The 26,392-nt window shown below is 69.7% G+C and carries 28 protein-coding genes; 10 read left to right on the top strand and 18 right to left on the bottom strand.

Annotation, left to right across the window (positions count from 1 at the left end; translation table 11 throughout):
- On the bottom strand, positions 1 to 1,766 hold a 1,766-nt coding region (locus E3T49_RS05045; protein WP_166785473.1), incomplete at its 3' end, for a proline dehydrogenase family protein.
- Between the two features lie 141 nt (positions 1,767 to 1,907).
- Between E3T49_RS05045 and E3T49_RS05040 the strand changes: the two genes are divergently transcribed.
- From E3T49_RS05040 to E3T49_RS05025, 4 genes are all read left to right on the top strand, one after another.
- Positions 1,908 to 2,822, top strand: a complete 915-nt coding sequence (locus tag E3T49_RS05040) for a LysR family transcriptional regulator (protein ID WP_134423860.1) — start codon at positions 1,908 to 1,910, stop codon at positions 2,820 to 2,822.
- 69 nt (positions 2,823 to 2,891) lie between these two features.
- Positions 2,892 to 3,263 carry an META domain-containing protein gene (locus tag E3T49_RS05035; RefSeq protein WP_134423859.1) on the top strand — a complete coding sequence of 124 codons (372 nt, stop codon included), beginning with the start codon at positions 2,892 to 2,894 and terminating at the stop codon, positions 3,261 to 3,263.
- 21 nt (positions 3,264 to 3,284) lie between these two features.
- Complete coding sequence (locus tag E3T49_RS05030; protein WP_241972658.1) at positions 3,285 to 4,907, top strand: phytoene desaturase family protein; 1,623 nt, start codon at positions 3,285 to 3,287, stop codon at positions 4,905 to 4,907.
- A 110-nt stretch (positions 4,908 to 5,017) separates the two neighbouring features.
- Entirely contained in the window at positions 5,018 to 5,530 is a 513-nt protein-coding gene (locus tag E3T49_RS05025) for an SRPBCC domain-containing protein (protein ID WP_134423858.1), read from the top strand.
- A gap of 52 nt (positions 5,531 to 5,582) precedes the next feature.
- Here E3T49_RS05025 and E3T49_RS05020 read toward each other — a convergent pair whose 3' ends face one another.
- Positions 5,583 to 6,146 carry an acyl-CoA thioesterase gene (locus E3T49_RS05020; protein ID WP_134423857.1) on the bottom strand — a complete coding sequence of 188 codons (564 nt, stop codon included), beginning with the start codon at positions 6,144 to 6,146 and terminating at the stop codon, positions 5,583 to 5,585.
- 219 nt (positions 6,147 to 6,365) lie between these two features.
- On the opposite strand from E3T49_RS05020, the gene E3T49_RS05015 reads away from it, so the two are divergent.
- Positions 6,366 to 7,004 carry a LysE family translocator gene (locus tag E3T49_RS05015; RefSeq protein WP_134423856.1) on the top strand — a complete coding sequence of 213 codons (639 nt, stop codon included), beginning with the start codon at positions 6,366 to 6,368 and terminating at the stop codon, positions 7,002 to 7,004.
- Positions 7,005 to 7,143: 139 nt separating this feature from the next.
- On the opposite strand, the gene E3T49_RS05010 is transcribed toward E3T49_RS05015, so the two are convergent.
- Entirely contained in the window at positions 7,144 to 8,160 is a 1,017-nt protein-coding gene (locus E3T49_RS05010) for an alpha/beta hydrolase (RefSeq protein ID WP_241972657.1), read from the bottom strand.
- Between the two features lie 75 nt (positions 8,161 to 8,235).
- The gene (locus E3T49_RS05005; protein ID WP_134423855.1) at positions 8,236 to 8,781 is read right to left on the bottom strand and encodes a YbhB/YbcL family Raf kinase inhibitor-like protein; all 546 of its coding nucleotides are present in this window, start codon (positions 8,779 to 8,781) and stop codon (positions 8,236 to 8,238) included.
- 118 nt (positions 8,782 to 8,899) lie between these two features.
- Here E3T49_RS05005 and trhO point away from each other — a divergent pair, with 118 nt between their 5' ends.
- Positions 8,900 to 9,808 (top strand): oxygen-dependent tRNA uridine(34) hydroxylase TrhO, encoded by a 909-nt coding sequence (trhO, locus tag E3T49_RS05000; RefSeq protein ID WP_134423854.1) that lies wholly within the window; start codon positions 8,900 to 8,902, stop codon positions 9,806 to 9,808.
- Here the strand turns inward: trhO and E3T49_RS16800 are convergent.
- A complete protein-coding gene (locus tag E3T49_RS16800) occupies positions 9,805 to 10,239 on the bottom strand; it encodes a hypothetical protein (protein ID WP_134423853.1) in 435 nt (144 codons plus the stop codon). The genes trhO and E3T49_RS16800 overlap by 4 nt on opposite strands.
- Complete coding sequence (locus E3T49_RS16795; RefSeq protein WP_134423852.1) at positions 10,236 to 11,087, bottom strand: LssY C-terminal domain-containing protein; 852 nt, start codon at positions 11,085 to 11,087, stop codon at positions 10,236 to 10,238. Before E3T49_RS16795 ends, E3T49_RS16800 begins: the two co-directional genes overlap by 4 nt.
- 211 nt (positions 11,088 to 11,298) lie before the next feature.
- Between E3T49_RS16795 and E3T49_RS04985 the strand changes: the two genes are divergently transcribed.
- Genes E3T49_RS04985 through E3T49_RS04975 form a run of 3 tightly spaced genes read left to right on the top strand, consistent with a single transcriptional unit; the run spans position 11,299 to position 14,122 of the window.
- Positions 11,299 to 12,243: an ATP-binding cassette domain-containing protein gene (locus tag E3T49_RS04985; protein ID WP_134423851.1), complete on the top strand. Its 945-nt coding sequence runs from the start codon at positions 11,299 to 11,301 to the stop codon at positions 12,241 to 12,243.
- On the top strand, positions 12,240 to 13,082 hold the full coding sequence (locus E3T49_RS04980) for an ABC-2 transporter permease (RefSeq protein WP_134423850.1): 843 nt from the start codon (positions 12,240 to 12,242) through the stop codon (positions 13,080 to 13,082). Before E3T49_RS04985 ends, E3T49_RS04980 begins: the two co-directional genes overlap by 4 nt.
- 23 nt (positions 13,083 to 13,105) lie before the next feature.
- On the top strand, positions 13,106 to 14,122 hold the full coding sequence (locus tag E3T49_RS04975) for an MDR family oxidoreductase (RefSeq protein WP_134423849.1): 1,017 nt from the start codon (positions 13,106 to 13,108) through the stop codon (positions 14,120 to 14,122).
- Positions 14,123 to 14,200: 78 nt separating this feature from the next.
- Here E3T49_RS04975 and E3T49_RS04970 read toward each other — a convergent pair whose 3' ends face one another.
- The 12 genes from E3T49_RS04970 to hemE all read right to left on the bottom strand — a co-directional run bounded on the left by E3T49_RS04970 (position 14,201) and on the right by hemE (position 24,656).
- On the bottom strand, positions 14,201 to 14,551 hold the full coding sequence (locus E3T49_RS04970) for a hypothetical protein (RefSeq protein ID WP_134423848.1): 351 nt from the start codon (positions 14,549 to 14,551) through the stop codon (positions 14,201 to 14,203).
- A 77-nt stretch (positions 14,552 to 14,628) separates the two neighbouring features.
- Entirely contained in the window at positions 14,629 to 15,957 is a 1,329-nt protein-coding gene (gene hemL / locus E3T49_RS04965) for a glutamate-1-semialdehyde 2,1-aminomutase (protein ID WP_134423874.1), read from the bottom strand.
- Positions 15,957 to 16,943 (bottom strand): porphobilinogen synthase, encoded by a 987-nt coding sequence (gene hemB / locus E3T49_RS04960; protein ID WP_420898531.1) that lies wholly within the window; start codon positions 16,941 to 16,943, stop codon positions 15,957 to 15,959. The genes hemL and hemB overlap by 1 nt, the downstream gene beginning before the upstream one ends.
- Positions 16,944 to 17,088: 145 nt before the next feature.
- On the bottom strand, positions 17,089 to 17,880 hold the full coding sequence (locus tag E3T49_RS04955; protein ID WP_134423873.1) for a uroporphyrinogen-III synthase: 792 nt from the start codon (positions 17,878 to 17,880) through the stop codon (positions 17,089 to 17,091).
- The gene (gene hemC, locus E3T49_RS04950; RefSeq protein ID WP_134423846.1) at positions 17,880 to 18,833 is read right to left on the bottom strand and encodes a hydroxymethylbilane synthase; all 954 of its coding nucleotides are present in this window, start codon (positions 18,831 to 18,833) and stop codon (positions 17,880 to 17,882) included. Before hemC ends, E3T49_RS04955 begins: the two co-directional genes overlap by 1 nt.
- A complete protein-coding gene (locus E3T49_RS04945; protein WP_134423845.1) occupies positions 18,830 to 19,924 on the bottom strand; it encodes a ferrochelatase in 1,095 nt (364 codons plus the stop codon). Before E3T49_RS04945 ends, hemC begins: the two co-directional genes overlap by 4 nt.
- On the bottom strand, positions 19,924 to 20,688 hold the full coding sequence (hemQ, locus tag E3T49_RS04940; protein WP_134423844.1) for a hydrogen peroxide-dependent heme synthase: 765 nt from the start codon (positions 20,686 to 20,688) through the stop codon (positions 19,924 to 19,926). Before hemQ ends, E3T49_RS04945 begins: the two co-directional genes overlap by 1 nt.
- A 69-nt stretch (positions 20,689 to 20,757) precedes the next feature.
- The gene (locus tag E3T49_RS04935; RefSeq protein WP_241972656.1) at positions 20,758 to 21,075 is read right to left on the bottom strand and encodes a hypothetical protein; all 318 of its coding nucleotides are present in this window, start codon (positions 21,073 to 21,075) and stop codon (positions 20,758 to 20,760) included.
- Positions 21,065 to 21,481, bottom strand: a complete 417-nt coding sequence (locus tag E3T49_RS04930; RefSeq protein ID WP_134423843.1) for a phage holin family protein — start codon at positions 21,479 to 21,481, stop codon at positions 21,065 to 21,067. The genes E3T49_RS04935 and E3T49_RS04930 overlap by 11 nt, the downstream gene beginning before the upstream one ends.
- A 31-nt stretch (positions 21,482 to 21,512) precedes the next feature.
- A complete protein-coding gene (locus E3T49_RS04925; RefSeq protein ID WP_134423842.1) occupies positions 21,513 to 21,869 on the bottom strand; it encodes a hypothetical protein in 357 nt (118 codons plus the stop codon).
- Positions 21,870 to 21,958: 89 nt separating this feature from the next.
- The gene (hemG, locus tag E3T49_RS04920; protein WP_134423841.1) at positions 21,959 to 23,440 is read right to left on the bottom strand and encodes a protoporphyrinogen oxidase; all 1,482 of its coding nucleotides are present in this window, start codon (positions 23,438 to 23,440) and stop codon (positions 21,959 to 21,961) included.
- 52 nt (positions 23,441 to 23,492) lie between these two features.
- Positions 23,493 to 24,656 (bottom strand): uroporphyrinogen decarboxylase, encoded by a 1,164-nt coding sequence (hemE, locus tag E3T49_RS04915; RefSeq protein ID WP_134423840.1) that lies wholly within the window; start codon positions 24,654 to 24,656, stop codon positions 23,493 to 23,495.
- A 72-nt stretch (positions 24,657 to 24,728) separates the two neighbouring features.
- On the opposite strand from hemE, the gene E3T49_RS04910 reads away from it, so the two are divergent.
- Positions 24,729 to 26,093 carry a glutamyl-tRNA reductase gene (locus E3T49_RS04910; protein WP_134423839.1) on the top strand — a complete coding sequence of 455 codons (1,365 nt, stop codon included), beginning with the start codon at positions 24,729 to 24,731 and terminating at the stop codon, positions 26,091 to 26,093.
- Positions 26,094 to 26,392 lie beyond the last annotated feature (299 nt).

Genomic DNA, 26,392 nt, shown 5'->3' with positions numbered 1-26,392 from the left:
AGCCCGGCCCGGTGCAGCACGGCGGCGCGCTCGGCGCCGGTGCGCTGGCCCCAGGCGGCGCCGGCGGCCGCGGCGGTCTCGATCAGGTGGTCCAGTTCGGCCGGGTCGCTGACCCGGGCGTCACGGATGGCGTCCAGCCCGAGCGTGGAGGTCCCCACCCGGCTCAGGATGCGACGGCCCCAGGCCCGGTTCGCGGGCAGCGAGGGGTCCGTGTCGGGTTCGTTGTGGAAACCGGTCTGCGGCAGGCTGCCGACGGAACCGCGGGTGAGGCCGAGCACGGCTGCGGTGAGCCCGACTCCGGACTCATCGCCGTATTCGTCGTCGCCGTAATCGGCGGAGCGCTCCAGTCCATGGTCGGCGGCGTCGAGCTGCTCGGCCCGGGACCGGTCCTGGCCCCGGTTGGGCTGCGGCACGACGGTGTCGAGGCCCGCGAGGGAGGCCAGGAACCGCTCCTTCTCCCGGTCGAAGAGGTCCGGTGAGCTGGTCAGCTCGAAGACCGCCGACATGAAGTTGTCCTGGCTGGCGTTCTCCTCGAGGCGGCGGATCAGGTAGCTGATCGCCACGTCGAACTCGGCGGGGTTCACGACGGGCGTGTAGAGCAGGAGTCGGCCGACGTCCTTGCGAACGGCCTCGGCCTGGCTGGTGGCCATGCCCAGCAGCATCTCGAACTCGACCCGGTCGTCCACGCCGCGCTTCTGCGCGAGCAGGTGCGCCCACGCCACGTCGAAGAGGTTGTGGCCGGCGACGCCGATCTTGACGGCATCCGTGTTCTGGGGCGTGAACGCCCAGTCGAGAACGCGCTTGTAGTTGGTGTCGCTGTCCTGCTTGGTGGAGTAGGTCGCCAGCGGCCAGTCGTGCACGGCGGAGTCGACATGCTCCATGGCCAGGTTGGCACCCTTGACCACGCGCACCTTGATCGGGGCTCCGCCGGCTGCCCGGCGGCCCTGGGCCCAGTGGGTCAGACCCTGCAGAGCACCCAGGGCGTCGGGCAGGTAGGCCTGCAGCACGATGCCGGCCTCCAGGTGCAACAGCTGCGGCTGGTCGAGGATTCGCTCGAACACCGCGATGGTGAGGTCGAGGTCGCGGTACTCCTCCATGTCGAGGTTGATGAACTTGGGCGTCGCCGACGATTCCGCCAGCTCGTACAGCGGGGTCAGGCGCTCGACGACCCGGTCGACAGCCTCATCGAACGACCACATCGACAGCTGGCTGGCGATCGAGGAGACCTTGATCGAGACGTAATCCACGTCGTCGCGCGCGAGCAGCGCGCGGGTGCCTTCGAGGCGGCGCAGCGCCTCCCTCTCCCCCAGCACGGCCTCCCCGAGCAGGTTGATGTTGAGCCGGTTGCCGGATTCACGCAGGTGTGCGATCGCCGGGCCGAGCTTGTCCGGCGTGGCGTCCACGACGAGGTGGCCGACCATCTGGCGCAGCACCTTCCGTGCCGCCGGGATGACCACCCAGGGCAGCACCGGGCCGAGCACTCCGCCGAGGCCGATCGCCCCGCGCATGTACGAGGGCAGGAAGCCGGGCGCCTGCTTCGCCACTTTCTGCAGGTTGTACCCGGCGACCATGAGGTCTTCCGGGCGCATCACACCGTCGACGAAGCCCACGGTGAAGTCCAGCCCGTTCGGGTCCTTCAGCACGCCGGCGAGGCGTTCGGCCGACACGTCGGCGGGAATCGTGGCGCTCTCGGCGAGCCACTTCTGCACGAGGGCAACCACATCGGCGCTGAGATCGTGCTGCACGGATGGAGTGGAGTTGGTCATGGTCACGAGGCTAGTTCTTTCGTTCGCGGCGGGCTGCTGATTTCAGTGTGTGGTTTCCGTTCCTTTAGCAAAAGCGAATCTTTATAATCGATATTGATTAGCATTAGTGATCAATGCCGGGTCGGTCGAGGAGGGTGACGCATGCTGGATGTCCGCCGACTGCGTCTGCTGCGCGAGCTCAAGATTCGCGGCACTCTGGCCGGGGTCGCCGAGGCCCTCGCCTACAGCCCCTCCGCCGTCTCCCAGCAGCTCACCCTGCTCGAGAAGGAAGCCGGGGTCCCGCTGCTGCAGAAGGTCGGCCGCCGGGTGCGACTCACCCCGCAGGCCGAGGTGCTGGTGTCGCACACCACCCACCTCCTGGAGCGCCTCGAACTGGCCGAGGCGGAGATGACCGCCTCCCTGACGACCGTGTCCGGCACGGTGCGCGTGGCCCTGTTCCAATCCGCGGCGCACGCCGTCATCCCCCAGGCCCTCACGCTGCTCGCCGAGGAGTTCCCCGAGCTTCGCGTCGAGGTCACCGAGCGCGAGCCCGAGCGCGGCCTGTTCGAGGTTTCCGCGCGCGATTTCGATCTTGTGCTCGCCGAGCAGTATCCCGGGCACACCCGGGCGCACTGGCCCGACCTCGACCGGGTGAACCTGGCGACGGATGCGCTTCGACTCGCCGTTCCACCCCCGCGCCCCGGCCACGCGCCCCCGGCCGGGCTCACGGACGCCGCAGATCTGCCCTGGGTGATGGAACCCGAGGGCACCGCCTCGCGGCACTGGGCCACCCAGCTCTGCCGGTCGCAGGGTTTCGAGCCCGACGTTCGGTTCGAGACCGCGGACCTGATCGCGCACATCCGTCTGATCGAATCGGGCAATGCCATCGGCATCCTGCCGGACCTGATCTGGGCCGGAGCGCCGCCGACGGTGCACGTCGTCGACCTGCCCGGCAGTCCGCTGCGCACCGTGTTCTCCGCCGCCCGGCGCTCGAGTGCCAGCCGGCCGGGGGTGCTGGCCGTGCGGCAGGCGCTGGCCCGCGCCGTCACGCGGGTCGCCGCCACCGGGACGGCTTGACCTTCCTCCCTTTCGAACGTTGAATGGGCGCATCCGGCAGCCCGCGCCGGCACCCGGACGGAGCCCGTCATGCCCAAACCAACCGCACTGCTCGCCGTCGCCGCCGTGGCCCTCGCCCTCGGCCTGGCCGGGTGTTCCGCGGGCACCGCCAGTGACGACGTGACAGGCACGTGGGGAACCCCCGACGCCACGGGCACTCCCGGCCTCGAGCTGAAGGCCGACCAGTCCGCGACCGGAACCGATGGCTGCAACCGGCTGGTCGGCACCTGGTCGCTCAGCGGCGAGACCATCGAGTTCGGCACATTCGCGTCGACCCTGATGGCCTGCGAGGGAGTCGACACCTGGCTGGGCCAGGCCAGCACCGCCACCGTGGACGGCAGCGTCATGACCGTGCAGGACTCCGACGGAGCCGAGATCGGCACGCTCGAACGCACCGACTGACGCCCCCGCTAGTCTCGGTGCATGAGCGAACCCAGCATGAGCGAACCCGGCCTGCGCGAACCCCCACACGACGTCGTGATCGTCGGCGGCGGCCACAACGGACTGACCGCAGCCGCCTACCTGGCCCTGGCCGGCAAATCCGTCCTCGTCCTCGAGCGCGAAGACCACGTGGGCGGCGCGGCCGTCTCGGCCCAGGCTTTCCCCGGCGTCGACGCCCGGCTCTCGCGCTACTCCTACCTGGTCAGCCTGCTGCCGCAGCGGATCATCGACGAGCTCGGCCTGGAGATCGAACTCGCGCGGCGCCGCTACTCGTCGTACACCCCCGACCCGGCCGACACGCGCACGGGGCTCCTGGTCGACCACGGTGACGACGAGGCCACCGGCACCAGCTTCGACCGGGTCGGCGCGGCCGCCGACTTCCCCGCCTGGAATGCCTTCTACAGCGACACCGGGCGCGCCGCCCGCGCGCTGTTCCCCACGGTCTGCGAGCCGCTGCCGACCCGCTCCGAAGCACGGGCGCTGCTCGGCGACGACAGGCTCTGGGAGCAGTTCATCGAACGGCCGCTCGGCACCGCCCTGCGCGACCGGTTCCAGAACGACCTCGTGCGCGGGGTCGTCGCCACCGACGGCCTGATCGGCACGTTCGCCTCGGTCGACAGCCCCGACCTCGCCGCGAACCGCTGCTTCCTGTACCACGTCATCGGCAACGGAACCGGGGACTGGGACGTGCCGGTCGGCGGAATGGGCGCGGTCACCGGCGAGTTGGAGAAAGCCGCTCGGCAGGCCGGCGCCCGCATCGAGACCGACGCCGAGGTTACAGCAATCACCCCGGACGGCGAGGTTCGTTACCGGCACGGCACCGTCGACCGGGTCGTGCAGGGCCGGCACGTGCTGGCCAACGTGGCACCCTGGGTGCTGTGGCAGCTGCTCGACGGGAACGCACCGGCATCCGTTCGCCCCGGCGGCGACCGGGGAAATGACGCCAAGCCGGAGGGCGCGCAGGTCAAGGTCAACCTGCTGCTGACCCGGCTGCCACGGCTGCGCGACGCGACCGTGTCTCCCGAGGCCGCGTTCGGGGGCACGTTCCACATCAACGAGACCCTGACCCAATTGGAGCAGGCCCACGCGCAGGCCGACCGCGGCGGCTTCCCCGAGCTGCTGCCCTGCGAGATCTACTGCCATTCGCTCAGCGACCCGAGCATCCTCTCCCCCGAGCTCGTCGCCGCCGGCGCGCAGACCCTCACGGTGTTCGCGCTGCACGCACCGCATCGCTGGCTGACCGAGGAGAACAACGACGAGCGCCGAGACAGGCTGCAGGCCGCAGTGCTGGCCTCGCTGAATTCCGTCCTCGCCGAACCCATCGAAGACCTGATAATGACGGATGCCGGCGGCCGGCCCTGCATCGAAACGAAGACCACCCTCGACCTGGAGCACGCCCTCAACCTGCCCGGCGGCAACATCTTCCACGGCCCGCTGGAGTGGCCGTTCCTCGAGGACGACGAGCCTCGGTCCACTTCCGCCGAGCGGTGGGGCGTGGCCACGGAGCATCCGCGGATCCTGCTCTGCGGGGCCGGCGCGCGGCGCGGCGGCGGCGTCAGCGGCATCGGCGGGCACAACGCGGCGATGGCGGTACTCGAGGCGTGAGGCGGGCTTCGTGACCGGAGTCGGGGCAGCCTGCGTGGCCGCTGGCCCCAGCCCGGAGAAAGGCATAGCTTGGTACTGAGGCCCGTGCCTCACTCACCGTGGAGGTTCGCATGTCATTCAAGCCAACCGGACGCCTCGCCTATCGCGAAGACGGTCTCTACCTCATGCTCGATCGACTCTTCACCGCGTCGAAAGAAGATGTCTGGGCGAGCGTGAGCCGGGCCGCCGGCCTGAAGGGCTGGGTCGGCACCTACACGGGTGCTCCCGAGACGGGCGCCGTGCGCTTCAAGTTCGACGATCCGGATGCCGAGTGGGAGTACGTGAGCATCATCAAGTGCATCCCGCCGAAGCGGTTCACCGCCGATATCGGCGAGGACGACGCCGCCCGGCACGTGATCCTGCACCTCGTCGAGGGTGCCGGGATGACCACCCTCACCTTCGGCCAGCGCCTGCATTCCGCCGCGGAAGCCGCCGTCGCCGGCCCGTTCTGGGACTACTACCTCGACCGCCTCGTCGCGGCGCGCGCCGGTGCTCCGCTGCCCGACCGGGCGCACTACAAGCCCCACGTCGAGTACTACAGCGAGTTGATCGTGCCCAGGAAGGCCGCCGAACCGACCACCTAGAGTCGCCACGGGTCTCGGACCCGCAAGCCACGTCAGCTGGACTGCAGCCCGCTCAGGCCCAGTGGCTGGGAGCGGCGGCGCGGGTGGCCGGCATCGCGACGTCGGCGCTCCACTCCAAGAGCCAGGCCGGCACCGTCAGGTCATCGGGCACCGCGCCCACGGCGTCGACAAGTTCGTCGATGCCGACCACCCCTCCGCTGCGCTTGAGGAACCGTCCGCGGATGAAGCCCTGCGCGTAGATCTCCGGGTTGCCGTCGGCATCCGGCCGCACGAATCGCTGCTCCACGTAGACGGCCTTCTCGTCGAAGCCCAGGATGCGCGACTCGACCGTGAACTTCTGGCCGAGGGTCAGCGACTTGCGGAAGCTGATCGTCTCCGACACCACCACCGGGTACCAGCCGCGTTTCAGGAAGATCGCCCAGATGCCGGTGCGGTGCAGCAGGTCGAAACGGGCGATGTCCATGATCGACAGGTACACGCCGTTGTTCATATGCCGAAGGATGTCCTGATCGGTCGGCAGCGTGACGAACCGGGTGCTGGCCACGTCGTAGTGGCCCAGGCGCGGGCCGAAGCGGGACAGAACGGAGTGCAGAAGGGTGCGCCAGAGCATGTGCATCCTGAGATGCTAGCCACCGGTCGGCCAGACGCTCGATTCTGCTGTCGTCGGCCACAAGCATCCGGCCCCGCATGCCCGGAACCTGCACGATTGCCACAGTGCCCGGCCGCCACAGTGCCCGTTCCGGTCGAGAGTGCCCGTTCCGCGGGTCACTCTCGACCGGAACGGGCACACTCGCCACAGTGGATGCCCGGCCCCGGCCGGGTCTAGCATTCGTACATGGTTCCGCTGCCCAACCTGCTGACGTTCGCGCTGGCATCCGTCGCCCTGATCGCGCTGCCCGGACCCACTGTGCTGTTCGTGATCGGGCGGTCCCTCGCGCTCGGACGGGTCGGCGGACTGCTCAGCGTGCTCGGGAACGCCCTCGGGCTGATCCCGGTGATCGCGGCGGTGGCGCTGGGGCTCGGCGCGATCGTGACCGGATCGGTGGTGGTGTTCACGGTGATCAAGTTCGCCGGCGCCGCGTACATCGTCTACCTGGGCGTGCAGGCGATCCGGCACCGGCAGGCGGCCGCCCAGACCCTCGGCCTGAGCATCGTGCCGAAGACGAAGTGGCGCCTGCTGGCCGAGGGCTCGGTCGTGGGGATCAGCAACCCGAAGTCGATCGTGTTCTTCGTTGCCGTGCTGCCGCAGTTCGTGGACTACTCCGCCGGGGCCGTGCCGCTCCAGCTGATGACCCTGGGTCTCGTCTTCGTGGTGCTGGCTCTGCTCGGCGACAGCGTCTGGGCCCTCGCCGCCGGGTCGGCGCGCGACTGGTTCGCCTCGTCGCCCCGCCGCATGGAGCACCTCTCCGCCGGCGGCGGCGTGATGATGATCGGCCTCGGCGGCGTGCTCGCCGCCACCGGCGCCCACAGCTAGCCCTCGCGTCCCTGCCCCGGCGCCCGAGCCTGTCGAGACCCGGCGCCCGAGCCTTGCTCACGCCCGTCACGGCGCACCGTGTGGACGCCGGCGCACGGTAGAACATGCGCCGGCCTCCACAGGGTGCGCCCCGAACCTTCTAGGCCGCAGCAGTGACGGAGGTGGCGGCGGAGGCTGCGACGATGGCCGGCACATTCGCGACGCGGCGCACAAACGCTCCGAGCCGACGGTAGACCTCCTGCGATTCCGGATGCGCGGCATCCTGCTGCCAGGTATGGCGGGTGTTGACCTGCTGCCGGTCGTAGATCAACGTGTCGACCTCGAGCCCGCGCCTCCGCAGCGCGGCGATGAAATTCAGGTTGGCCCGGTAGAAGTAGTCGCGTTCCGAGGTGGTCACGAAGACCGGCGGGAAGCCGCTGTCGAGCCATTCGATCGGAGACATGAACCGGGCGGCGGTGCGCAGCACGACCCCGCGCCCGCGCTCGGGCAGCAGCATCCGCAGAAAATTGAGGCTCAGCACGAACCCGCGCTCGAACATCACCGACACGTCGGCGATGCTGCAGTGTTGCACCAGCCCGCGCAGGTTCTCGGGGGCCACCCGGGGACGGATGTCGTAGTGCGCCGCCAGCTCCGGCTCGAACGCCGACGCCGTGAGGAGCGCCGCGATATGACCGCCGGCGGAGTCCCCGCCCAGCACGATCCGGCTGGGGTCCCCGCCGAACTCCTCGATGTGACGGGCCACCCAGTCGAGCACCGCGTTGCCGTCGTCGAGCATGTGCTTGAGGTGGAAGCGGGTCGCCATCCGGTAGTTCGCGTTGACGACGATCATGCCGTCCGCCGCCTGGCTGGCCGCGTACTTGGTCAGCGGCGCCTTGTCGCCCGAGGTCCAGCCGCCGCCGTGGAAGTAGATGTAGACCGGGAGCGACGACGGCGCCTCATGCGGCACCAGCACGTCGAGGCGATGGTCCCGGATGCCGTCGCCCACGTAGTCGAGGTCGAAGTGATAGTCGACGGTGTCGATCGGCTCCACGTTGAACCGGTGCAACTCGCCGGCCGAGATGCGGTGCATCAGAGCCCGCCAGGCCCAGACCGGAACGCGGGACAGGCTGGTTTCCCGATGCTTGCGAGGCTGCGAGGTGTGGGACTTGTGGCTCATCGGGTGGGGCTGCAGATCTGGATCACCCGAGAACAGTAGGAGACCCTCCCGTGAGCAACCTGAGAACGTCTCAGCTTAAGCCGTTGGGGTGGCGCCTCCATGCACACCGGTGGCCTCGAGAACCGCCCGGGCGAGGGTGTGGAAGTGCAGGTTGAACCCCAGCACGGCCGGTGTGGAGTCCGGATCGATGTCGAGCCGGGCCACGTCGACCGCATGCACGATGAACTGGTACCGGTGTGTTCCGGTGCCGGCCGGAGGGCCCGCGCCGACGAAAGCCGGCTGGCGCCCTTCGTTGGGCAGTGTCACGGCACCCGTCGGCAGCAGGCGCCCCTGCAGAGCGCCGGCAGCCTCCGGCAGGGACGTGCAGTCGGCCGGCAGGTTGAAGACCGCCCAATGCCAGAATCCGGAACCGGTCGGGGCATCCGGGTCGTACACGGTCACCGCGAAACTCTTCGTGCCAGCCGGGAATCCGGACCACTCCAGCTGCGGGGACAGGTTCCGGCCGCCGGAACCGGTGCCGTACTGCGCCGCGTCGAGGGGTGCGCCGTCGGTCATATCCGAGCTCGTGAGAGTGAAGAGGGGCACCTCGCCGAACCGGGCGAGAGGATCATTCTGGGCCATGGGGCCTCCAATTGGTTGCCAGAAGTTTAACCACCCGGCCACCGAGAGGGCCAGCGAGAGGGCCGCCGAGAGGCATCCCGGACGGATACCGGCGGGCGAAACTCCGTAAAATGGCGAGGTGGCCATTCCGAAGATCCTGCTCTACTACGTCTTCACCCCGCTGGCCGACCCCGAGGCCATCCGCCTCTGGCAACGCGACCTCTGCGAGTCGCTGGGCCTGCGCGGGCGCATCCTGATCTCCGCCGACGGCATCAACGGCACCGTCGGCGGCGACCTGCCCGCGATCAAGCGCTACCTGCGCAAGACCCGGGACTATGCCCCGTTCAAGCATCTCGACGTCAAATGGAGCGAGGGCAGCGGACTCGACGAGCAGGGCCTGAGCCTGGACTTTCCCCGGCTGGTCGTGAAGGTGCGCGACGAGATCGTGAGCTTCGGCGCCCCCGGCGAGCTGCGGGTCGACGCCGATGGTGTGGTCGGCGGCGGTGCCAAGCTCACCCCGGCCGAGCTGCACTCGCTCGTCGGCGAGCGCGGCGACGAGGTCGTGTTCTTCGACGGCCGCAACGCGTTCGAGGCCGAGATCGGGCGATTCCAGAACGCGATCGTGCCGGATGTCGCCAACACCCGCGAATTCGTGGCCGAGCTGGAGAGCGGCAAATACGACCACCTCAAGGACAAGCCCGTCGTCACCTACTGCACCGGTGGCATCCGTTGCGAGGTGCTCAGCTCCTTGATGAAGGAGCGCGGCTTCGGCGAGGTCTACCAGCTCGACGGCGGCGTCGTGCGCTACGGCGAGACCTTCGGCGACGACGGCCTCTGGAACGGCTCGCTCTATGTCTTCGACCAGCGGATGTCCCTGGACTTCAGCGATCACACCGCCGTGATCGGGCGCTGCATCGACTGCGGCGAGCCGACGAAGAACATGCTCAACTGCCGGGATGTCTCCTGCCGGGAACAGCTCGTCGTCTGCCCGAGCTGTGTCCTGGCCGAAGCTCCGGCCTGCGCGGCCCATGCCACCACGAACGCCTAACCGGCACTTTTCCGCCGCCTCGCGAAGTGCCGGGCGGCCGTGCTCGACAGCGCCAGCAGGATCAGGATGTCCAGCGTGAGGCTGAACAGCGAGGTGCGGAACGTGATCGCGGCGCCGTTGAACGCGTAGTCGATAAATCCGGTGACGATGCTGAACGTTGACACCGTCATCGCCGTGATGCGGGCCCAGTTGCGGCCGAGGAACACGAAGACGGCCAACCCCGCGCCCAACAGCAGAACCACCCCGTACAGACCCAGCAGGATCCCCAGCACCAGGCCGGCGTCGGGAGTGCGGCCCCCCGGAGTCTCAATCACCAGCGCGTCGCTGAACGCGGTCCAGTTCAGCAGGGCGACCAGGATGGTGCCGAGTCCCGCCAGCACCCGCGACCCCATCAGGAGCGCGCCGAGGGTCGTCGCCGCCGGACGCTTCACGGGTCGCCCCGGAGGTCGACCACCGGCAGGTCGCCATCCGTCTGGATCGTGTCGCCGCCGCCGTTGCGGGCGTGATAGCCGCTGGAGAAGTCCCGGATCACGGTGACCCGGGCCGCCGGTTCGGCGGCCAGCAGACTCGCCACGATATGGTCGCGCTCGACGTCGGTGTCCGCGTCGATCTTGTGCGTGATCTGCAGGGTGAACAGGGAGAAGCCCACGGCCTTGTCGAAGGTTCCGGCGGCGAGCCAGTCCACGCGGTAGCCGCCCGGCAGCATCCAGCCGTCGGGGCAGCGCCAGAACCGCACGTGGTGCCGCCGGGCGGGATTGTTCCGAACCTCCTGCTGGTAGGCGAAGTCCTGCATCCGACCGAACAGGAACAGGGGGCTCACGGGTGCCTCGTCATAGCTTCGCCGGGTCACCGTCGACGCCACGATTTTCCAGGCGGTGCCGAGTGTCACGTCGTCGGCTCTGGTCCAGGCGGCCGCCTCCAGGGTGCTCCTCAGCTGGGTCTCGGTTGCGTTGACGGCCAGGTTGACCGGGTCGCCGAGCAGGCCGTCGCTCGTGCGGGCCCGCCCGATGAAGTAGTCGGGCACGTAGAGCCGGGTCAGGATCCCGTGCAGGCGCGGCAGCACCAGGTAGGCCACCAGGAGCCAGAACACCACGGCGAACCAGAGGATGCCCCAGCCCAGCGACAGGCTCTCGCTGAAGAACAGCACCGCGAGCCAGACCGCGGCGGCGCCGGCGAAGACGAAGAAGAAGCCGTCGACCAGGGCGCCGAACGAGACCCGGGACACCCCGGTCTGGCGGCCGGTGACGGGGCCGGTTCTGGGGGGAGCCGAGCGTGGCATGGCGACATGCTACTTCCCCGGGGCAAACGGTGGGGGCGGCAATCCCTCGAACGAATTCGACGGAGATTCTGGTCTGAACAGCTCGTTTGGGCCCAAAAACGGGTGTTGACCCAAGAATCTCCGTCGAATTGGTACCCGGGCGATCAGGACTCACTCCCCTAGGCTGGAGCCAGATTCCAGCGGCGGAATACCAGCAACGGAGGGGGAACGGATGCCGGACGGCGCGGTCATCGAGTTCAGCAACATCACCAAGACGTTCGGCACTGTCACCGCGGTGAATGACCTGTCCTTCACGGTGGAGCCCGGTCGGGTCACCGGCTTCCTCGGCCCCAACGGCGCCGGCAAAACCACGACGCTGCGCATGCTGCTCGGCCTGGTCGCACCGACCTCCGGCACCGCCACGATCGGCGGCATCCGCTACCGGGACCTGCCGCGGCCGCTGCAGACCGTCGGGGCCGCGCTCGAGGCAGCCAGCTTCCACCCCGGGCGCACCGCCCGGAACCATCTGGCGGTCTACGCCCGAGCGGCGGGGCTGCCGGCCGCGCGGATCGACGCCGTGCTGCACCTGGTCGGTCTCAGCGCCCACGGCGGCCAGCGCGTCGGCGGCTATTCGCTCGGAATGCGGCAGCGCCTCGGCCTGGCCTTCACCCTGCTCGGCGACCCGGGCGTCCTGGTGCTCGACGAGCCGATCAACGGCCTCGACCCGGAGGGGATCAAATGGATCCGCGGTTTCCTGCGGGCCATGGCCGACGAGGGCCGCACGGTGCTGGTCAGCTCCCACCTTTTGTCCGAGGTGCAGCAGAGCGTGGACGACGTCATCATCATCGCCACCGGCGCCCTCGTGCACCGCGGCACCCTGGCGAGCCTCGAGACCGAGGCGGCGCCGCGCATCCTGGTCGACTCCCCCGACCGAACGGCCCTGGCGGCCGCCCTCGGCCACGCCGGGATCGAGTTCTCCGTGGGGCGCACCGGTCTGCTCGCCGCCGCCCCCGATGCCGCCCTGATCGGGCACGTGGCCTTCCTGGCCGGTGTGGAGCTCAGCGCCCTGCACCGGGAGCGGAAGGGGCTCGAGGAGGCCTTCCTCGCCCTCGTGAACGGCGGCGGCGACACGCACGGAAACGAAACCGGAAACGCAAGCGGAGGGGAATCGCGATGACGTCCTTCAGTCGCGCCATCGGGGCCGAGTTCGCCAAGATCGGGACCACGCGCATGTGGTGGATCCTCGCCGCTGTCATGTTCGGCTACATCGCCCTGCTGGCGGGGGGCCTGTCCGCCCTGTTCGCGGGCATCGAGAGCGGCGCGATCAGCCCGGATGCCGTCGGTTCAGGCTCGCAGGGACTCCCGTCGTTCGGCAGCCTCCCACCTCTGATCTACAGCTTCGCCTCATCGATCGGTTACGTCTTCCCGGTTCTGCTCGGTGCTCTGGCCACCACCGGGGAGTTCCGGCACCAGACCCTCACTCCCACTTTCCTCGCCAATCCCCGGCGGGGTCAGGTGCTCGGAGCCAAGACCATCGCACTGTTCGTGATGGGGGCTGTCCTCGGGGTTGTCGCGCTGCTCGCATCCGTCGGCGTCGGCGCGCTCGTGATCGGCGCCTTCGGCCTGGACCCGCTGCTCGGCGAGAGCGCCACCTGGGCACTGATCGGCCGCACGGTGCTTGCCATGGCCGTCTGGGCGACCATCGGGGTCGGCCTCGGCGTTCTGGTGCCCAGCCAGGTGGCGTCGATCGTGATCGTGCTCGCCTTCACCCAGTTCGTGGAGCCACTGCTGCGCTTCGCGTCCCTGTTCACCGAGGTGACGCAGGGGATCGGCAACTACCTGCCCGGCGCCGCCTCCGACGCCCTGGTGGGCGCGAGCTTCTTCACGCTCGCCGCGCCGGGAGGCACCGCCGCGGCGATGCTGGAGTGGTGGCAGGGCGGGCTCGTGCTTCTGGCGTACGCGATCGCGGCCACCGTCATCGGCTACATGGTCAGCTGGAAGCGCGACGTCACCTGAACCGGTACGCGTAGTCTCGACCCATGGGTATTGAGACTGAGTTCCGCGCCATCGTCGTCGACCGCACCGAGGATGCCGACGGGAAGAAATCCCAGCGCGCGACCCTGCGCGTGATCGACGACGCATTCCTGATGCCCGGTGACGTCACCATCGCGGTGGACTACTCGAGCATCAACTTCAAGGACGGCCTGGCCCTGATGGGCCGCCCCGGAGTGGTGCGCAGCTGGCCGCTGATCGCCGGGATCGACCTCGTCGGAACGGTCGAGCAGAGCGCCGACCCGCGCTGGTCGGCCGGGGACCAGGTCATCCTCAACGGGGCCGGCCTCAGCGAAACCCACCACGGCGGACTCGCGGAGCGGGCCCGCGTCTCGGGAGCCTCGCTGGTGCGGCTGCCGGAGGGGATCAGCCCCGCGCAGGCCGCGGCGATCGGCACGGCAGGCTTCACCGCCATGCTCTCCGTGCTCGGCCTCGAACGCGCCGGGGTCACACCGGAGGCCGGCGCTGTGCTGGTCACCGGCGCGGCCGGCGGAGTCGGCAGCATCGCGGTCGCGCTGCTCGCGGCCCGCGGCTACCAGGTGCACGCGTCGACCGGCCGTATGACGGAGCTCGGCGACTACCTGCACGGGCTCGGCGCCGTCGAACTCGTCGACCGGAACACCCTGAGCGAGGCCGGGAAGCCGCTGCAGGGCCAGCGCTGGGCCGGCGCGATCGATTCGGTCGGTAGCTTCACCCTCGCCAATGTGCTCGCCCAGACCACCTACGGCGGAGCGGTCACGTCCTGCGGCCTGGCCCAGGGGGCCGACCTTCCGGCCACGGTCATGCCCTTCATCCTGCGCGCCGTCAGCCTGATCGGGATCAACTCCGTCGAGGCCCCGCTCCCCCAGCGGGAAGAGGCCTGGCACCGGCTCCGCACCGACCTCGACCTCGGCCTGCTGGACAGCCTCACCCAGGTCATCCCCCTGGAGGCGGCCTTCGACGCCGCTGCGGGCATCCTCGCCGGTACCCTGCACGGGCGCACGGTCGTGGACGTGCGCGCCTGAGGGTCAGGTTCGGGGTTTCGACGGGCTCAACCACCGGTTGCGACGGGCTCGGTTTCGACGGGATCGGTTTCGACGGGCTCAACCACCGAGTTTGAGCGACGCGATCAGGTCCGGTGCGTGATTGGTGGTCAGGATCACCCGGGAGAATTCGTCGTCGATGAGGTCGATGACGACCGCCTGACGTTTGCGCTTGATGGCCAGGAAGTCCTTGCCGCCGTGGAACTTCCAGGTGCCGACCGCGACCACGTGTGGCAGGCCGACCCCGGGGGAACGGATGCCGCGGATCCAGATCCACGGGTCATCCGTGATCGCCACTGAACGGATGTGATCCCGCGGCACGACGAGGTCGTCGCGCCGCAGCGCAAGCGCCTTCTCCGCTTTCGTGAGGTGGATCTCAAGCCGGTCAGGGTGAACGCGGAGGGAAGCCATACGTCTAGTGTGCCTGCTCACGAGCGAAATCGGTGTGTCGCTCCCTCACAAAGAAATGCTGCACTCCCGAGACGGGGTCACTCCCCGGCGGTCGCCGCCGCAGCGGCCTTCGCAGCGGCCGGGAGGGCCTCGAGGATCCAGCCCACCGCGCTCTCGTCGTGGGCATCGGACACGAACCACGCCTCGAACACCGACGGAGGCAGCGAAATGCCCTGGTCGAGCATCGAGTGGAAGAACGGCCGGTACCGGAACGCCTCCTGTCGCTGCACCTCGGCATAGGTGCGGGGCGCCGCGGCAGCAGCCTCGGCCCCGAAGGCGAAGCTGAACAGGTTGCCGGCCCGCTGCACGCTGTGCTCGACGCCCTCGGCGGCGAACGCGGCGGACACGGCCTCCGAGAGCAGCAGTGATGTGGCATCGATGTGTTCATAGACACCGGCGTCCAGGGCCCGCAACGTGGCGATGCCGGCCGCGACCGCCACCGGGTTTCCGGAGAGCGTTCCGGCCTGGTAGACCGGGCCGTTCGGCGCCAGGAAATCCATCACGTCGGCGCGTCCGCCGAGCGCCGCCACCGGCAGGCCTCCGCCGATGATCTTGCCGAAGGCGAACAGGTCGGGGGTGTAGCCCGCGTCGTCACCGCTCGCGGTGTCCAGACCCCAATATCCGGCCGGATGCACGCGGAAGCCGGTGAGGACCTCGTCGATGATCAGGAGCGCGCCGTGCTCGTGCGCGATCGCGGTGAGGGCCGCGTTGAAGCCGGGGTCCGGAGCCACGACGCCCATGTTCGCGGCCGCGGCCTCGGTGATCACGGCGGCGATGCAGCCCGGGTGCGCCTCGAAGGCGGCCCGCACGGCATCCAGATCGTTGTACGGCAGCACGAGGGTTTGCGCGGCGGTCGCCGCCGTCACCCCGGCCGAACCGGGCAGGGCCAGCGTGGCCAGGCCGGAGCCGGCCTGCGCCAGCAGTCCGTCCGAGTGGCCGTGGTAGTGCCCGGCGAACTTGATCAGCAGGTCGCGACCGGTGAAACCGCGGGCCAGACGGATGGCCGTCATGGTGGCCTCGGTTCCGGTCGACACCAGGCGCAGCTTCTCGACCGCGCTGACGCGCTCCTCGATCAGTTCGGCCAGAACGGTCTCGCCGGGGGTGGAGGCGCCGAAGGAGAGGCCGAGCGCGGCGGCATCCTGCACCGCCTGCACGACCTCCGGGTGGGCGTGGCCGAGGATGGCCGGGCCCCAGGAACTGACCAGGTCGACGTATTCGCGCCCGTCGGAGTCGGTCACGTAGGCACCCTTCGCCTTGACCAGGAACAGCGGTGTGCCGCCGACCGAGCGGAAGGCCCGCACGGGCGAGTTGACGCCGCCGGGGATGGCGCGCTGCGCGCGGGCGAAAAGGTCGTCGTTGCGGGTCATCATCGGGCCTGTCTTTCGTTGAGCCAGGTGGCGAGTTCGACCGCCCAGTAGGTGAGAACGGCGTCTGCGCCGGCACGACGGATGCTGAGCACCGACTCCTCGACGGCACGGCGGCGGTCGATCCAGCCGTGCGCGGCCGCGGCTTCGATCATGGCGTATTCGCCGGAGACCTGGTATGCCCAGACCGGAATATCACTGACGGCGGCGACGTCGGCGAGCACGTCGAGGTAGCTGCCGGCGGGCTTGACCATGACGATGTCTGCACCCTCCTCGATGTCGAGCAGGGCCTCGCGCACGCCCTCCCGACGATTCGCGGGGTCGAGCTGATAGCTGCGGCGGTCACCCTCCAGGGTCGATTCGACGGCGTCGCGGAAGGGACCGTAGAAGGCCGAGGCGTATTTGGCCGAGTAGGCGAGGACGGCGGTGTTGACGTAGCCGTTCTGGTCGAGCGCCTGGCGAACGGCGGACACCTGGCCGTCCATCATCCCGCTCAGGCCGAGCAGCTGCGAGCCGGACGCCGCCTGCACGAGCGCCATCTCGCAGTACCTCTCGAGGGTGGAGTCGTTGTCGACGCTGCCGTCGGCGGCGAGCACGCCGCAGTGGCCGTGGTCGGTGAACTCGTCGAGGCAGAGGTCGGTCTGCACGACGAGGGCGTCGCCGACCTCAGCGACCAGGGCACGGGTGGCGGCGTTGAGAATGCCGTCGGGATCGGTGGCGCCGGAGCCGACGGCGTCGCGCACGGCCGGCACTCCGAAGAGCATGACCCCGCCGATGCCGGATGCAGCGGCATCCGTCACGGCCCGCCGGGCGCTGTCGATGGTGTGTTGAACCACCCCGGGCATCGACGGGATCGGCGTAGCCTCGCCGGTGCCCTCCCGAACGAACATCGGGAGAACCAGTTCGGAGGGGTGCAGACGGATTTCGCTGGCCAGGCGACGGAGCGCAGGAGTGGTGCGCAAACGTCGCGGGCGGATGACGGGGTTTATCACCCGTCAACCCTACGTCGCCCGGCTGGACGACCTCGACGGGCCGCGGCGAGTGTTGCCGTTCCGGACAACTGTTGCCGGCGTACCGGCAACAGTTGTCCGGAACGGCAACAAGAAGACTCCTGCCGAGCGCGGGCGCGCCGGGTCAGCGGGACTGGGCGACGAGGACGAGGGCCTCGATCAGGGACTCGGCGCTGGGTGCGTCGGCGACGACGTCGACCCGCAGGCCGATCGCTGCGGCATCCTTCGCCGTCCTCGGCCCGATGCAGGCCACCAGGCTGGATTCCGGGATGGGACCGAGCTGGTCCTGCACCTGCTGCGCGACGCTTCCGGAGGTGACGAGGATCGCCTGCACGTTGCCGGCGGCGACGTCCGCCACCACGCGCGGGTCGACGGGCACGCCGACGGTACGGTACGCGACGACCGACTCAACCTCGTGGCCGATGCGCCGCAGACCCTCGGTCAGCAGCGGCTTGGCGATCTCCGAACGCAGGGTGAGGATGCGCAGGGGCACCTGGCCGGCGGTGGCCGCCTCCCACTCCGCGAGCAACCCGCGGGCGGAGTTGTCTTCGGACGGCACGATGTCGACCCGGTATCCGGCCGCGACCAGGGCGGCGGCCGTGGTCTCGCCGACGGCCGCGATGCGGGTGGTCGAGGCCACGACGGCCCGGTGCGACGACAACACGTCCACTGTCGTCGCGCTGGTGACCGTCATCCAGTCGAAGTCCCCGGCGGCGAGGCGCGCCAGGGCCTCCTCGAGCGCGGGGGCATCATCGGTCGGGGCGAAGTTGATCATGGGGGCCACGATCGGCTGGGCACCCTGGGAGCGAAGATCGGCCGCGACGTGGTCGCCCCACGGCCCGCCGCGGGGCACGAGGACGCGCCAGCCGGTGAGCGGCTTGGCGAGGCTGGGTTTGGTCTTGTAGCGCGAGGTCATCACGAAGTCACCTTCATCGGGGCGAAGTCGGCAGCGCCGCCGGCGAGCAGGTCACGCGAAACACGGTCAGAAACATCTTGCGCGGCATCGGTCAGGTGCGCAATGGAGTGCGAATCGGGGGTGGCGGCGTGCGAGCTCACGACGCTGCGGGTGCCGTCCGGGCTGTACACCGTGGCGGTGAGGAAGAGGAGCCCGTCGTCGATGGCGGCCATGGCCCCGATCGGCGCTGCGCAGCCGGCCTCGAGCCGGGCCAGCACGAAGCGTTCGGCCATGACCGTGGCCTGGCTGGTGGAGTGGTTGATGGCGGTGAGCGCACCGGCGAGGGCCCGGTCGGGACGTTCGTCGCGCACCTCGATCGCCAGCGCGCCCTGACCGGGTGCGGTGGGCCAGTCGGACAGCTCCAGGTACTCCCCGTCGACGGATTCGAGCAGCGCGAGGCGGCTGAGCCCGGCGGCGGCGAGCACGACGGCATCGAGGTCACCCTCGGCCACGCGGGACAGCCGGGTGTCGACGTTGCCACGGATGTCGACAACGTCGAGATCCGGGCGCAGCGACAGAAGCTGGGCCTTCCGCCGCGGTGAGCCGGTGCCGACCCGGGCGCCCACGGGCAGAGTGGTCAGGTTGAAGCCGCCGCGGGCGCACAGCACATCGCGCGCATCCGCCCGCTTCGGCGTGGCGCCGATGCGGAGACCGGGGTACTCGGCCGTGGGCAGGTCCTTGAACGAGTGCACGACCACGTCGCATTCGCCGGCCAGCAGCGACTCGCGCAGGGCGCTGGCGAAGACGCCCGTGCCGCCCAGGGTGGAGAGGGGTTCGCGGGAGGTGTCGCCGTGCGTCGTGATCGGGATGATCGACACTTCGGAGCCGGACGCGGTCGCGATGCGGTTCGCGATCGCCGTGGTCTGGGCCAGGGCGAGCGCGCTTCCTCGGGTACCGACGCGGATCAGGCTCACGGAGCCATCCCGGCCACGGCGGGCTTGAAGCCCAACCGCACGTTCTCGCAACAACCCGGCCGGCAGACGTCGTACCAGGGACCGAGGTCGGTCTCGTGCGGGCGGGCGTCGGCAGGGGTGTCGTTCAGCCGCTCCTCGACCAGGTCGATCAGTCCGCTCACGAACGCCGGGTCGACGCCGGGCGTCGGCACGCGCACAGACACCAGGCCGAGCTCACCGGCCGTCTCGGTGGCCTCGTTGTCGAGGTCCCACATGACCTCCATGTGGTCGCTGACGAAGCCGAGCGGCACGATCACGATGGCGCGGATGCCCCGCTCGGGCAGCAGGGCGATGGCATCGTTGATGTCGGGCTCGAGCCACGGCATGCTGGGCGGCCCGCTGCGGGACTGGAAGACCAGCTGCCACGGGGTGTCCACGCCGACCATGACCTTCTGGGCGACGGCCAGGTGCTGCGCCGCATAGGCGCCACCCTCGCCGAAGCCGCGCTCGGACGGGCCGCTCTTATTGGCGTCGGTCATCGGGATCGAGTGGGTGGAGAACAGGATCTCGACCTCGGTGGCCAGGTCGATTCCGGGGACCTGAGCCTGGACATCCGCGAGGCCCTTGTGCAGGGCGGTCACGAACGGGGTGACGAAACCGGGGTGGTCGAAGAACTGGCGCACCTTGTCGATGTGCACCACACCCTCCAGCCCGGTCGCGGTGAGCGCCGCCGCGAAGTCCTCGCGGTACTGGCGGCATCCGGAGTAGGAGCTGTAGGCACTGGTGGCGATGGCCAGGAGCCGGGTCTGGCCGTTGGCGTTGGCCTCGCTGATGGTGTCGCGCAGGTACGGTGCCCAGTTGCGGTTGCCCCAGAGCACGGGCAGGTCGATGCCGCGACGCTCGAGCTCGGCCTGAAGCGCGGCCCGGAGAACGCGGTTCTGGTCGTTGATGGGGCTCACTCCGCCGAAGTGGCGGTAGTGCTTGGCAACCTCTTCGAGGCGTTCCTCGGGGATGCCGCGGCCGCCCGTGACGTTGCGCAGGAACGGGATCACATCGTCCTGGCCTTCGGGGCCGCCGAATCCGGCCAGCAGGATGGCGTCGTAGGTAGTCATTACTGCAGAACCTCCACGAGTTCGGCCGTCGTGATGCGGCGGCCGGTGTAGAACGGGACCTCTTCGCGCACGTGACGGCGGGCCTCGGTGGCCCGCAGTTCGCGCATCAGGTCGACGAGCTCGGTGAGCTCGTCGCTTTCGATCGGCAGCAGCCACTCATAGTCGCCGAGGGCGAACGAGGAGACGGTGTTGGCGATGGCACCGCGGAAGGCCGCGCCCTTACGGCCGTGATCGGCGAGCATGGCGCTGCGCTCGGCCTCCGGCAGCAGGTACCACTCGTAGCTGCGCACGAACGGGTAGATGGTGAGCCAGGCCTTCGGTTCGATACCGCGCAGGAATCCGGGGACATGGCTCTTGTTGAACTCGGCGTCCCGGTGCACGCCCATGGCGTTCCAGGTGGGGAGGAGACTCTTCAGCAGCGCGCTGCGGCGCAACTGGCGGTTGGCCCACTGCAGGGTTTCGGCGTCCGGCGCGTGGGTCCAGATCATCACGTCGGCGTCGGCGCGAAGGCCGGACACGTCGTAGAAGCCACGCACCGTCACGCCCTCGTCCTCGACCAGCGCGATGACGTCGTCGAGCTCACGCACGGCGCGCGGCACGTCGTGGCCGTCGAGGTCATCGGGGTTGCCCGGGTCCTTGCGCAACACCGCGAACAGGGTGAACCCCTGCGGCGATGCGGCTGGTGTGTCGGTGGTTCCGTGGGTCTCAGCAGAGGTGGTGGAGTGAGGTGGGTTTACTGCCTCTCCGGCAGCCGGGTGAGTCATAACTACTAGTCTCTACTTCTTTCCTGCGAGAGCCAAAACTGCTCGGCCGCAGGCCGGGATCCCGTGACCTCAGCGACGCTGTACGGCCTTGACGCCGAGCCAGACGGCACCCACCGTTGCCGAGACGCCGCCCAGGACGATCCCGGCGAGCGCGACGGGGTTCTTGTCGCCGAACTCGCGCAGACGCACCTTGAACAGGCGCGAGCGCACCCGCATCTGCCGCGGCAGATTGAGCTTGTACTCGATCGCGTCGAGCGTCTGAGCGAGTTCGACGCGGGCTCGTGTCGCCTCGGCGCGAAGCTCCGTCTTGCTCTTCGGCGCGGTGTCGACTGTGGCGACGCTCTCGTCCACGGTGTCGATCGTCTTCGCGTTCTGGTCAGTGCTCATACTTGCCAACTCCCTTGAGCGCGTCGACGTCGCTACGGATACTCGCCGTGACTCCGTCTGGATCGGATGTGGTTCCGGCCGTCACCCGGTTTTTGCCGACCAACGCCAGGACCCCGGCGAGCAGAAGCAGGGCGAGGGCCACAATCAGGGCCGCGAGCCAGAGCGGCAGCACGAGGTCGAGGGCGATGACCGCGAGCGCGACCAGCACCATGACGGCGAAGAACGCGAATACGGCGGCGACGACGAACAGGCCGATGCCCAGTCCGATGTTCTTGGCCTTGCCGGCGAATTCCGCCTTGGCCGCGCCGAGTTCCGCCTTGACCAGGGCAATGACCTGGCCGGGCAGCTCACCGAGCAACTCGAACGTGGATCTCCGGGCCTTCGGATTGAATTCGCTGTTACTCACTGAATCCCCTTCGTTCGGATTGTCGCGGCGATTACTGAGAAGTGGTGTCGCCGGCGGCGCCCGGTGCGGTCGCTGCCGGTGTCGGTGCGGTCGCTGCCGGTGCGGTCGCTGCCGGTGTCGGGACCGTGTAGCTGGTGCCGGTGGAGCCGGACGACTTGCTCTGCACCGCGGCGACGAGCTTCTTGCCGGTCTGGAGGAGCGCCGACGGCACATCCCCGACTCGTTCGAGCGCGAAGTCGCGGGCCTCGTTCACTCGGCGCTGCACGGGCGGTGCGTTCCACAGGTTCTCCGCGGTTGCCACGATCTGGTCGTAGCGCTTGCGCCCGGCCCGGGCACCCAGCACATAGCCGACGAGCCCGCCCGTGATGAACAGAAGCTTTCCCCGCATTGTGACTCCATTCCTCAACGTGTACGTAGTTCTCAGAGTATCCCCCATCCGGGATGGAAGAAGAGTGTGCGCTGTCGGGACGGGGGGAATCAGATGCCGAGAGCGTCGTGCCGGGTGCGGGAGGCCGCGGCGACGGCATCCGGGATCACCGACGCCAGCCCGGTTCCGGCCAGCCAGGCACCCGTGAGTTCGAGCCCCGACGTGGCGGCGACGACCTCCCGGACCTGTTTCACGCGCTCGGGCGCGCCGACGGTCGCCGGCGAGAGGGCATCTCCCCAGACGGTTCGGGCGAAGCCGCGCACGGCCGCGGCGTCGAGGTCGACGCCCAGGATCGTGCGGGCGTCGTGCAGGGAGAGGGCGAGGAGCTCATCGTCGCTGAGCCGGGCCGTCGGGCTGTCCTGGCCGACCCGGCCATAAGACAGACGGATGACGTGACAGCCTGGTCCGGCCGCCTCGGCCAGCCATTCCCACTTGGCGGTCACGTGCGTGAGCGCCTTGGCGGTGACTCCGGGCGTCGCGGCCGCGACCAGCACGCCGGTGCCGCGCGGGTGCGAGTCGAGCTCTGGGGCGTCGATCACGATCGTGGCCAGTTCGATCGCGGTCGGCTGGGGCCAGGCGAGGTCGACGAGCGCCGCGTGGGCCGGGCTCAGGTCGGCCATCAGACCGAGCGCCTGCGCGCCCGGGGTCGCGATGATCACGAATCGGGCGTCGAGGGTGGGCTCAGGCTCGAGGGCGGGCTCGTCCGGGCCGCCTGTCTCCCGGGCAGCCGGGGCGTGGGTGACCGTCCAGGTGGGTGCGTCGTCGGTGCCGGCGCGATGCAGGCCGGTGACCGGGGCATCCGTCACGATCTCCACGTCGAAATGCCGGAGGTCGGCCACGAGCGCGGCCACGAGCCGGGACATGCCGCCGCGGAGCCCGGCCACGTTCGAGCCGGCCGGGGCGGCCGAGCGCAGGGAGAGCACGGCGCCGGACAGGGACCCGGTCACCGTGAGGGCGGAGTTGAGGCCCGGGGCCACCACGTCGATCTCGAGATCGTCGGCCGCGGAGGAATACACCCCGGTGGTCACGGGCTCGACCAGCCGCTCCAGTACGCGACGTCCCATGCGCTTGCGCACGAGCGCGCCGAGGCTGTGTTCACGACCGATTGTCATCACCGGCATCAGCCGGTCGGCGTAGGCGCGCCAGGCGCCGCTCCAGCCGATCACGCGGCGTACGTCGTCGGCCAGGGGCGAACCGGGGATGCCCAGCACGCCGGCCTTGGGCAGAGGCACACTGACCGAGCCGTTCGGCACACGGTCGTCGGGAAGCTGCAGCCACGCGCCCGCAGGGTTCGGGGCGACGACCTCGTCGGTCAGGCCGAGGTCCGCGATGAACTCGGCCACCGCGTTGCGGCGCACCGCGAAACTCTCGGCACCGCTGTCGAGGGTGAGTCCGGCGACCTGATGGCTGCCGAGCGCGCCGCCCGGCACCCCGGTGGCTTCGAGCACGGTCACGCTCAACCCGATTCGGGCGCAGGAGCGGGCGGCGATCAGGCCGGCCACTCCTCCGCCGATGACGATGACATCTTTCATTCGCTGCCCCTGCGCTTCCCTCTGCGTGCGTGCGTGCTCGGTGTGCTGCCGGTCAGGAAGCGGCCGGCGGGGCGGCGGCGGGCGTGGCCGCGGTGACCTCGTGCACGAAGGACACCAGCCGGGTCAGAACGTTCGGGTCGGTCATCGGCGGAACGCCGTGACCCAGGTTGAGCACGTGGGCCGGTGCAGTGCGCCCCCGCTCGAGCACGTCGAGGACATGGGCTTCGAGCACCGGCCACGGTGCCGCGAGGAGGGCCGGATCGATGTTGCCCTGCACCGGAACGAGTCCGCCGAGTCGCCGGTTGGCTTCGTCGAGCGGAACCCGGTAGTCGACTCCGACGACGTCGGCGCCGACGTTGTGCATTTCCTTCAGCAGCTCTCCCGTGCCGACACCGAAGTGCACGACGGGCACGTTACGGCGCACGGATGCGGCGTCTGCGGCATCCGTGCCCGCGGGGACCTCGTCATACGTGAGGTCGCGCACGTGGGCGATCGCCGCGGTCGAGGCCGGTGCGACGAACCGGGTGTAGTCGTCGAGGGAGAGCGCGCCGGCCCAGGAGTCGAACAGTTGGGCGGCGGACGCGCCGGCGAGGACCTGGGCGCGCAGGAAACGACCGGTGACTTCGGCAGTCCAGGCCATCAATTCGGCCCAGGCGTCGGGGTCGGCGTGCATCAGCGTGCGGGCGTGGATGTGGTCCTTCGAGGGGCCGCCCTCAACGAGGTAGGCCGCCAGCGTGAACGGGGCACCGGCGAAACCGATCAGCGGCGTCGAGCCGAGTTCCGCGACGGTGCGGGCGACGGCGGCCCGGATGGGAGCCAGAGTGGTATCGAGCACGGAGGGGTCGAGGGCTGTGAGCTCCGCGACATCCTTCTTGGTGCGCACTGCCTTGCCGAGTACCGGCCCCATCCCGGCGACGATCTCGACGTCGACGCCCACGAGCTTCAGCGGGATCACGATATCGCTGAAGAGGATGCCGGCGTCGACGTTGTGGCGGCGCACCGGCTGCAGCGTGATCTCGCTCGCCATCTCCGGTTCGAGGCAGGCGTCGAGCATGCGGGTCCCGACCCGCAGCGACCGGTATTCGGGCAGCGAACGGCCGGCCTGGCGCATGAACCAGACCGGTGTCTTGTCTGGCCGGGTGCCCTGGTAGGCGCGAATGAGGCGGGAATCGGCAGTGAGTCCGGTTGCGAGAGGGTGTTGCGCGTCAAGGTTCATTTCCTTGATTCTGTCAAACTTCCGACATTCGGGCGATTCGGGAGGCTCAGTCGAAGGTCGTACAATCGATGAGTGTTGATCTGTCTGTCCGCCAGTCATAAGAACTCCAGCTTCGACGTGCTGGAGAAATTGTCTGTCGGTGCGAGCGACACGGCCGGCGGAATCCTCGAACGGCACTCGGCCCTGGTCGGCGCCGTTGTCGTGGCCACCTGCAACCGCTTCGAGGCCTACCTCGACCTCGACGAGCCGGCAGGCTCCTCCCCGCTCACGGCCGTGCACGCCGCCATCGACGGCGTCAGCGCAACCACTGGAGTAGCGGTCGACGTGCTGCGGAACACCCTCGACCTCGTGCACGGCGGCAGTGTCGCCGAGCACCTGTTCGCCGTGACGAGCGGCCTCGAATCCGTGGTCGTCGGCGAGGGGGAGATCGCCGGTCAGGTGCGCCGCTCGCTCGAGCAGGCCCGAGTCGGCGGCACCACCAGCCCCGAACTCGAGCGCCTCTTCCAGCGCGCCTCCCAGACCTCGCGCGGCGTGAAGAACCGCACCGGCATCGGCGCCGCCGGGCGTTCGCTCGTGCGCCTGGCTCTCGAACTGGCCGAAAGCCGCATCACGGACTGGGCCGAGACCCGCGTGCTCCTGGTCGGCACCGGACGCTACGCGGGCGCGTCCCTCGCCGCCCTGCGTGACCTCGGCGCCGAGAACGTGCGGGTGTACTCCCCCTCGGGACGAGCGCACAAGTTCGCCACCTCGCACCAGATCGCCGCCGTCTCCGAATCCGCGTTCGCCGTGGAGGCCGCCGAGGCCGACCTGATCCTCACCTGCACGACCGCCGACACCCATGTGATCGATGCGGCCCTGCTCCGCTCCGGGCGCGCCCTCTCCCTGCAGCCGCCGGCCGCCGAAGCGCGCGCGCTCCCCGCCTGCCCGATGAAGGATGCCCCGGCGGAGATCGCGCGACGCCTCATCATCGACCTGGGCCTGCCCCGCAACGTCGACCCGGATGTCACGGACCTGGCCGGTGTCGAACTGCTCGACCTCGAGACCATCCGCATCCACGCCCCGCTCGAGGAGCTCAACGCCACCAGCGACGCCCGTTTGATCGTGGGGCGCGCCGCCCGCAAATTCTCGGCGGTAGCCGAGGAACAGAGCCTGGCACCGGCCGTCGTCGCCCTGCGAAGCTACATCTTCGACATCCTCGACGGGGAGATCGAACGGGCGCGTAACCGGGGCGACGACAGCGAACAGACCGAGTCGGCCCTGCGTCACCTGGCCGGCGTGCTCCTGCACACCCCGATGGTGCGCTCCCGCGAGCTGGCCCGGGCGGGCGAGCAGGCCGCGTTCCTGGGCGGGATCGATGCCCTGTTCGGCATCCAGGTCGAGCTCCCCACCGCCGGTTCCGTGGCCGCGGTCGTCGATATCGGCCCAGCCGCCTCCTGACCCTGGGCGCGCCCGGCCGGCCCTAGCCGTCTCGACCTTGCGCTCGGCACGGACCCCGGGCCGTCCGGCTGCCAAGCGCGTGCATAACTCCTGCAATTCGTTGCCGGGAGCCGGCGGCACCCCCGGAAACATGCGGGAGTGCGGTCCGCCCGGCGCAATTTGCAGGAGTTATGCGCAGAAACAGCCGGCCACGCCCGGATGTGGACGTGACCGGCGGCACCGAGCAGGCACCGGCGGCACCGAGCAGAAGCCGAGCAGGAGCCGCGGCCGGCAGGCGTCGGCAGACGGCAGGCGTCAGC

The organism is Cryobacterium cryoconiti (assembly GCF_004403065.1).
GTDB classification, from domain to species: domain Bacteria; phylum Actinomycetota; class Actinomycetes; order Actinomycetales; family Microbacteriaceae; genus Cryobacterium; species Cryobacterium cryoconiti.
This window is presented reverse-complemented; position numbering and strand designations above follow the sequence as displayed.

Coding starts and splice junctions, on each gene's coding strand:
- E3T49_RS05040 (WP_134423860.1), top strand. CDS start 1,908: ATGCTGGATGTCCGCCGACTGCGTCTGCTGCGCGAGCTCAAGATTCGC.
- E3T49_RS05035 (WP_134423859.1), top strand. CDS start 2,892: ATGCCCAAACCAACCGCACTGCTCGCCGTCGCCGCCGTGGCCCTCGCC.
- E3T49_RS05030 (WP_241972658.1), top strand. CDS start 3,285: ATGAGCGAACCCAGCATGAGCGAACCCGGCCTGCGCGAACCCCCACAC.
- E3T49_RS05025 (WP_134423858.1), top strand. CDS start 5,018: ATGTCATTCAAGCCAACCGGACGCCTCGCCTATCGCGAAGACGGTCTC.
- E3T49_RS05020 (WP_134423857.1), bottom strand. CDS start 6,146: ATGCACATGCTCTGGCGCACCCTTCTGCACTCCGTTCTGTCCCGCTTC.
- E3T49_RS05015 (WP_134423856.1), top strand. CDS start 6,366: ATGGTTCCGCTGCCCAACCTGCTGACGTTCGCGCTGGCATCCGTCGCC.
- E3T49_RS05010 (WP_241972657.1), bottom strand. CDS start 8,160: ATGAGCCACAAGTCCCACACCTCGCAGCCTCGCAAGCATCGGGAAACC.
- E3T49_RS05005 (WP_134423855.1), bottom strand. CDS start 8,781: ATGGCCCAGAATGATCCTCTCGCCCGGTTCGGCGAGGTGCCCCTCTTC.
- E3T49_RS16795 (WP_134423852.1), bottom strand. CDS start 11,087: ATGCCACGCTCGGCTCCCCCCAGAACCGGCCCCGTCACCGGCCGCCAG.
- E3T49_RS04985 (WP_134423851.1), top strand. CDS start 11,299: ATGCCGGACGGCGCGGTCATCGAGTTCAGCAACATCACCAAGACGTTC.
- E3T49_RS04980 (WP_134423850.1), top strand. CDS start 12,240: ATGACGTCCTTCAGTCGCGCCATCGGGGCCGAGTTCGCCAAGATCGGG.
- E3T49_RS04975 (WP_134423849.1), top strand. CDS start 13,106: ATGGGTATTGAGACTGAGTTCCGCGCCATCGTCGTCGACCGCACCGAG.
- E3T49_RS04970 (WP_134423848.1), bottom strand. CDS start 14,551: ATGGCTTCCCTCCGCGTTCACCCTGACCGGCTTGAGATCCACCTCACG.
- hemL (WP_134423874.1), bottom strand. CDS start 15,957: ATGACCCGCAACGACGACCTTTTCGCCCGCGCGCAGCGCGCCATCCCC.
- E3T49_RS04955 (WP_134423873.1), bottom strand. CDS start 17,880: ATGACCTCGCGCTACAAGACCAAACCCAGCCTCGCCAAGCCGCTCACC.
- E3T49_RS04945 (WP_134423845.1), bottom strand. CDS start 19,924: ATGACTACCTACGACGCCATCCTGCTGGCCGGATTCGGCGGCCCCGAA.
- hemQ (WP_134423844.1), bottom strand. CDS start 20,688: ATGACTCACCCGGCTGCCGGAGAGGCAGTAAACCCACCTCACTCCACC.
- E3T49_RS04935 (WP_241972656.1), bottom strand. CDS start 21,075: ATGAGCACTGACCAGAACGCGAAGACGATCGACACCGTGGACGAGAGC.
- E3T49_RS04925 (WP_134423842.1), bottom strand. CDS start 21,869: ATGCGGGGAAAGCTTCTGTTCATCACGGGCGGGCTCGTCGGCTATGTG.
- hemG (WP_134423841.1), bottom strand. CDS start 23,440: ATGAAAGATGTCATCGTCATCGGCGGAGGAGTGGCCGGCCTGATCGCC.
- hemE (WP_134423840.1), bottom strand. CDS start 24,656: ATGAACCTTGACGCGCAACACCCTCTCGCAACCGGACTCACTGCCGAT.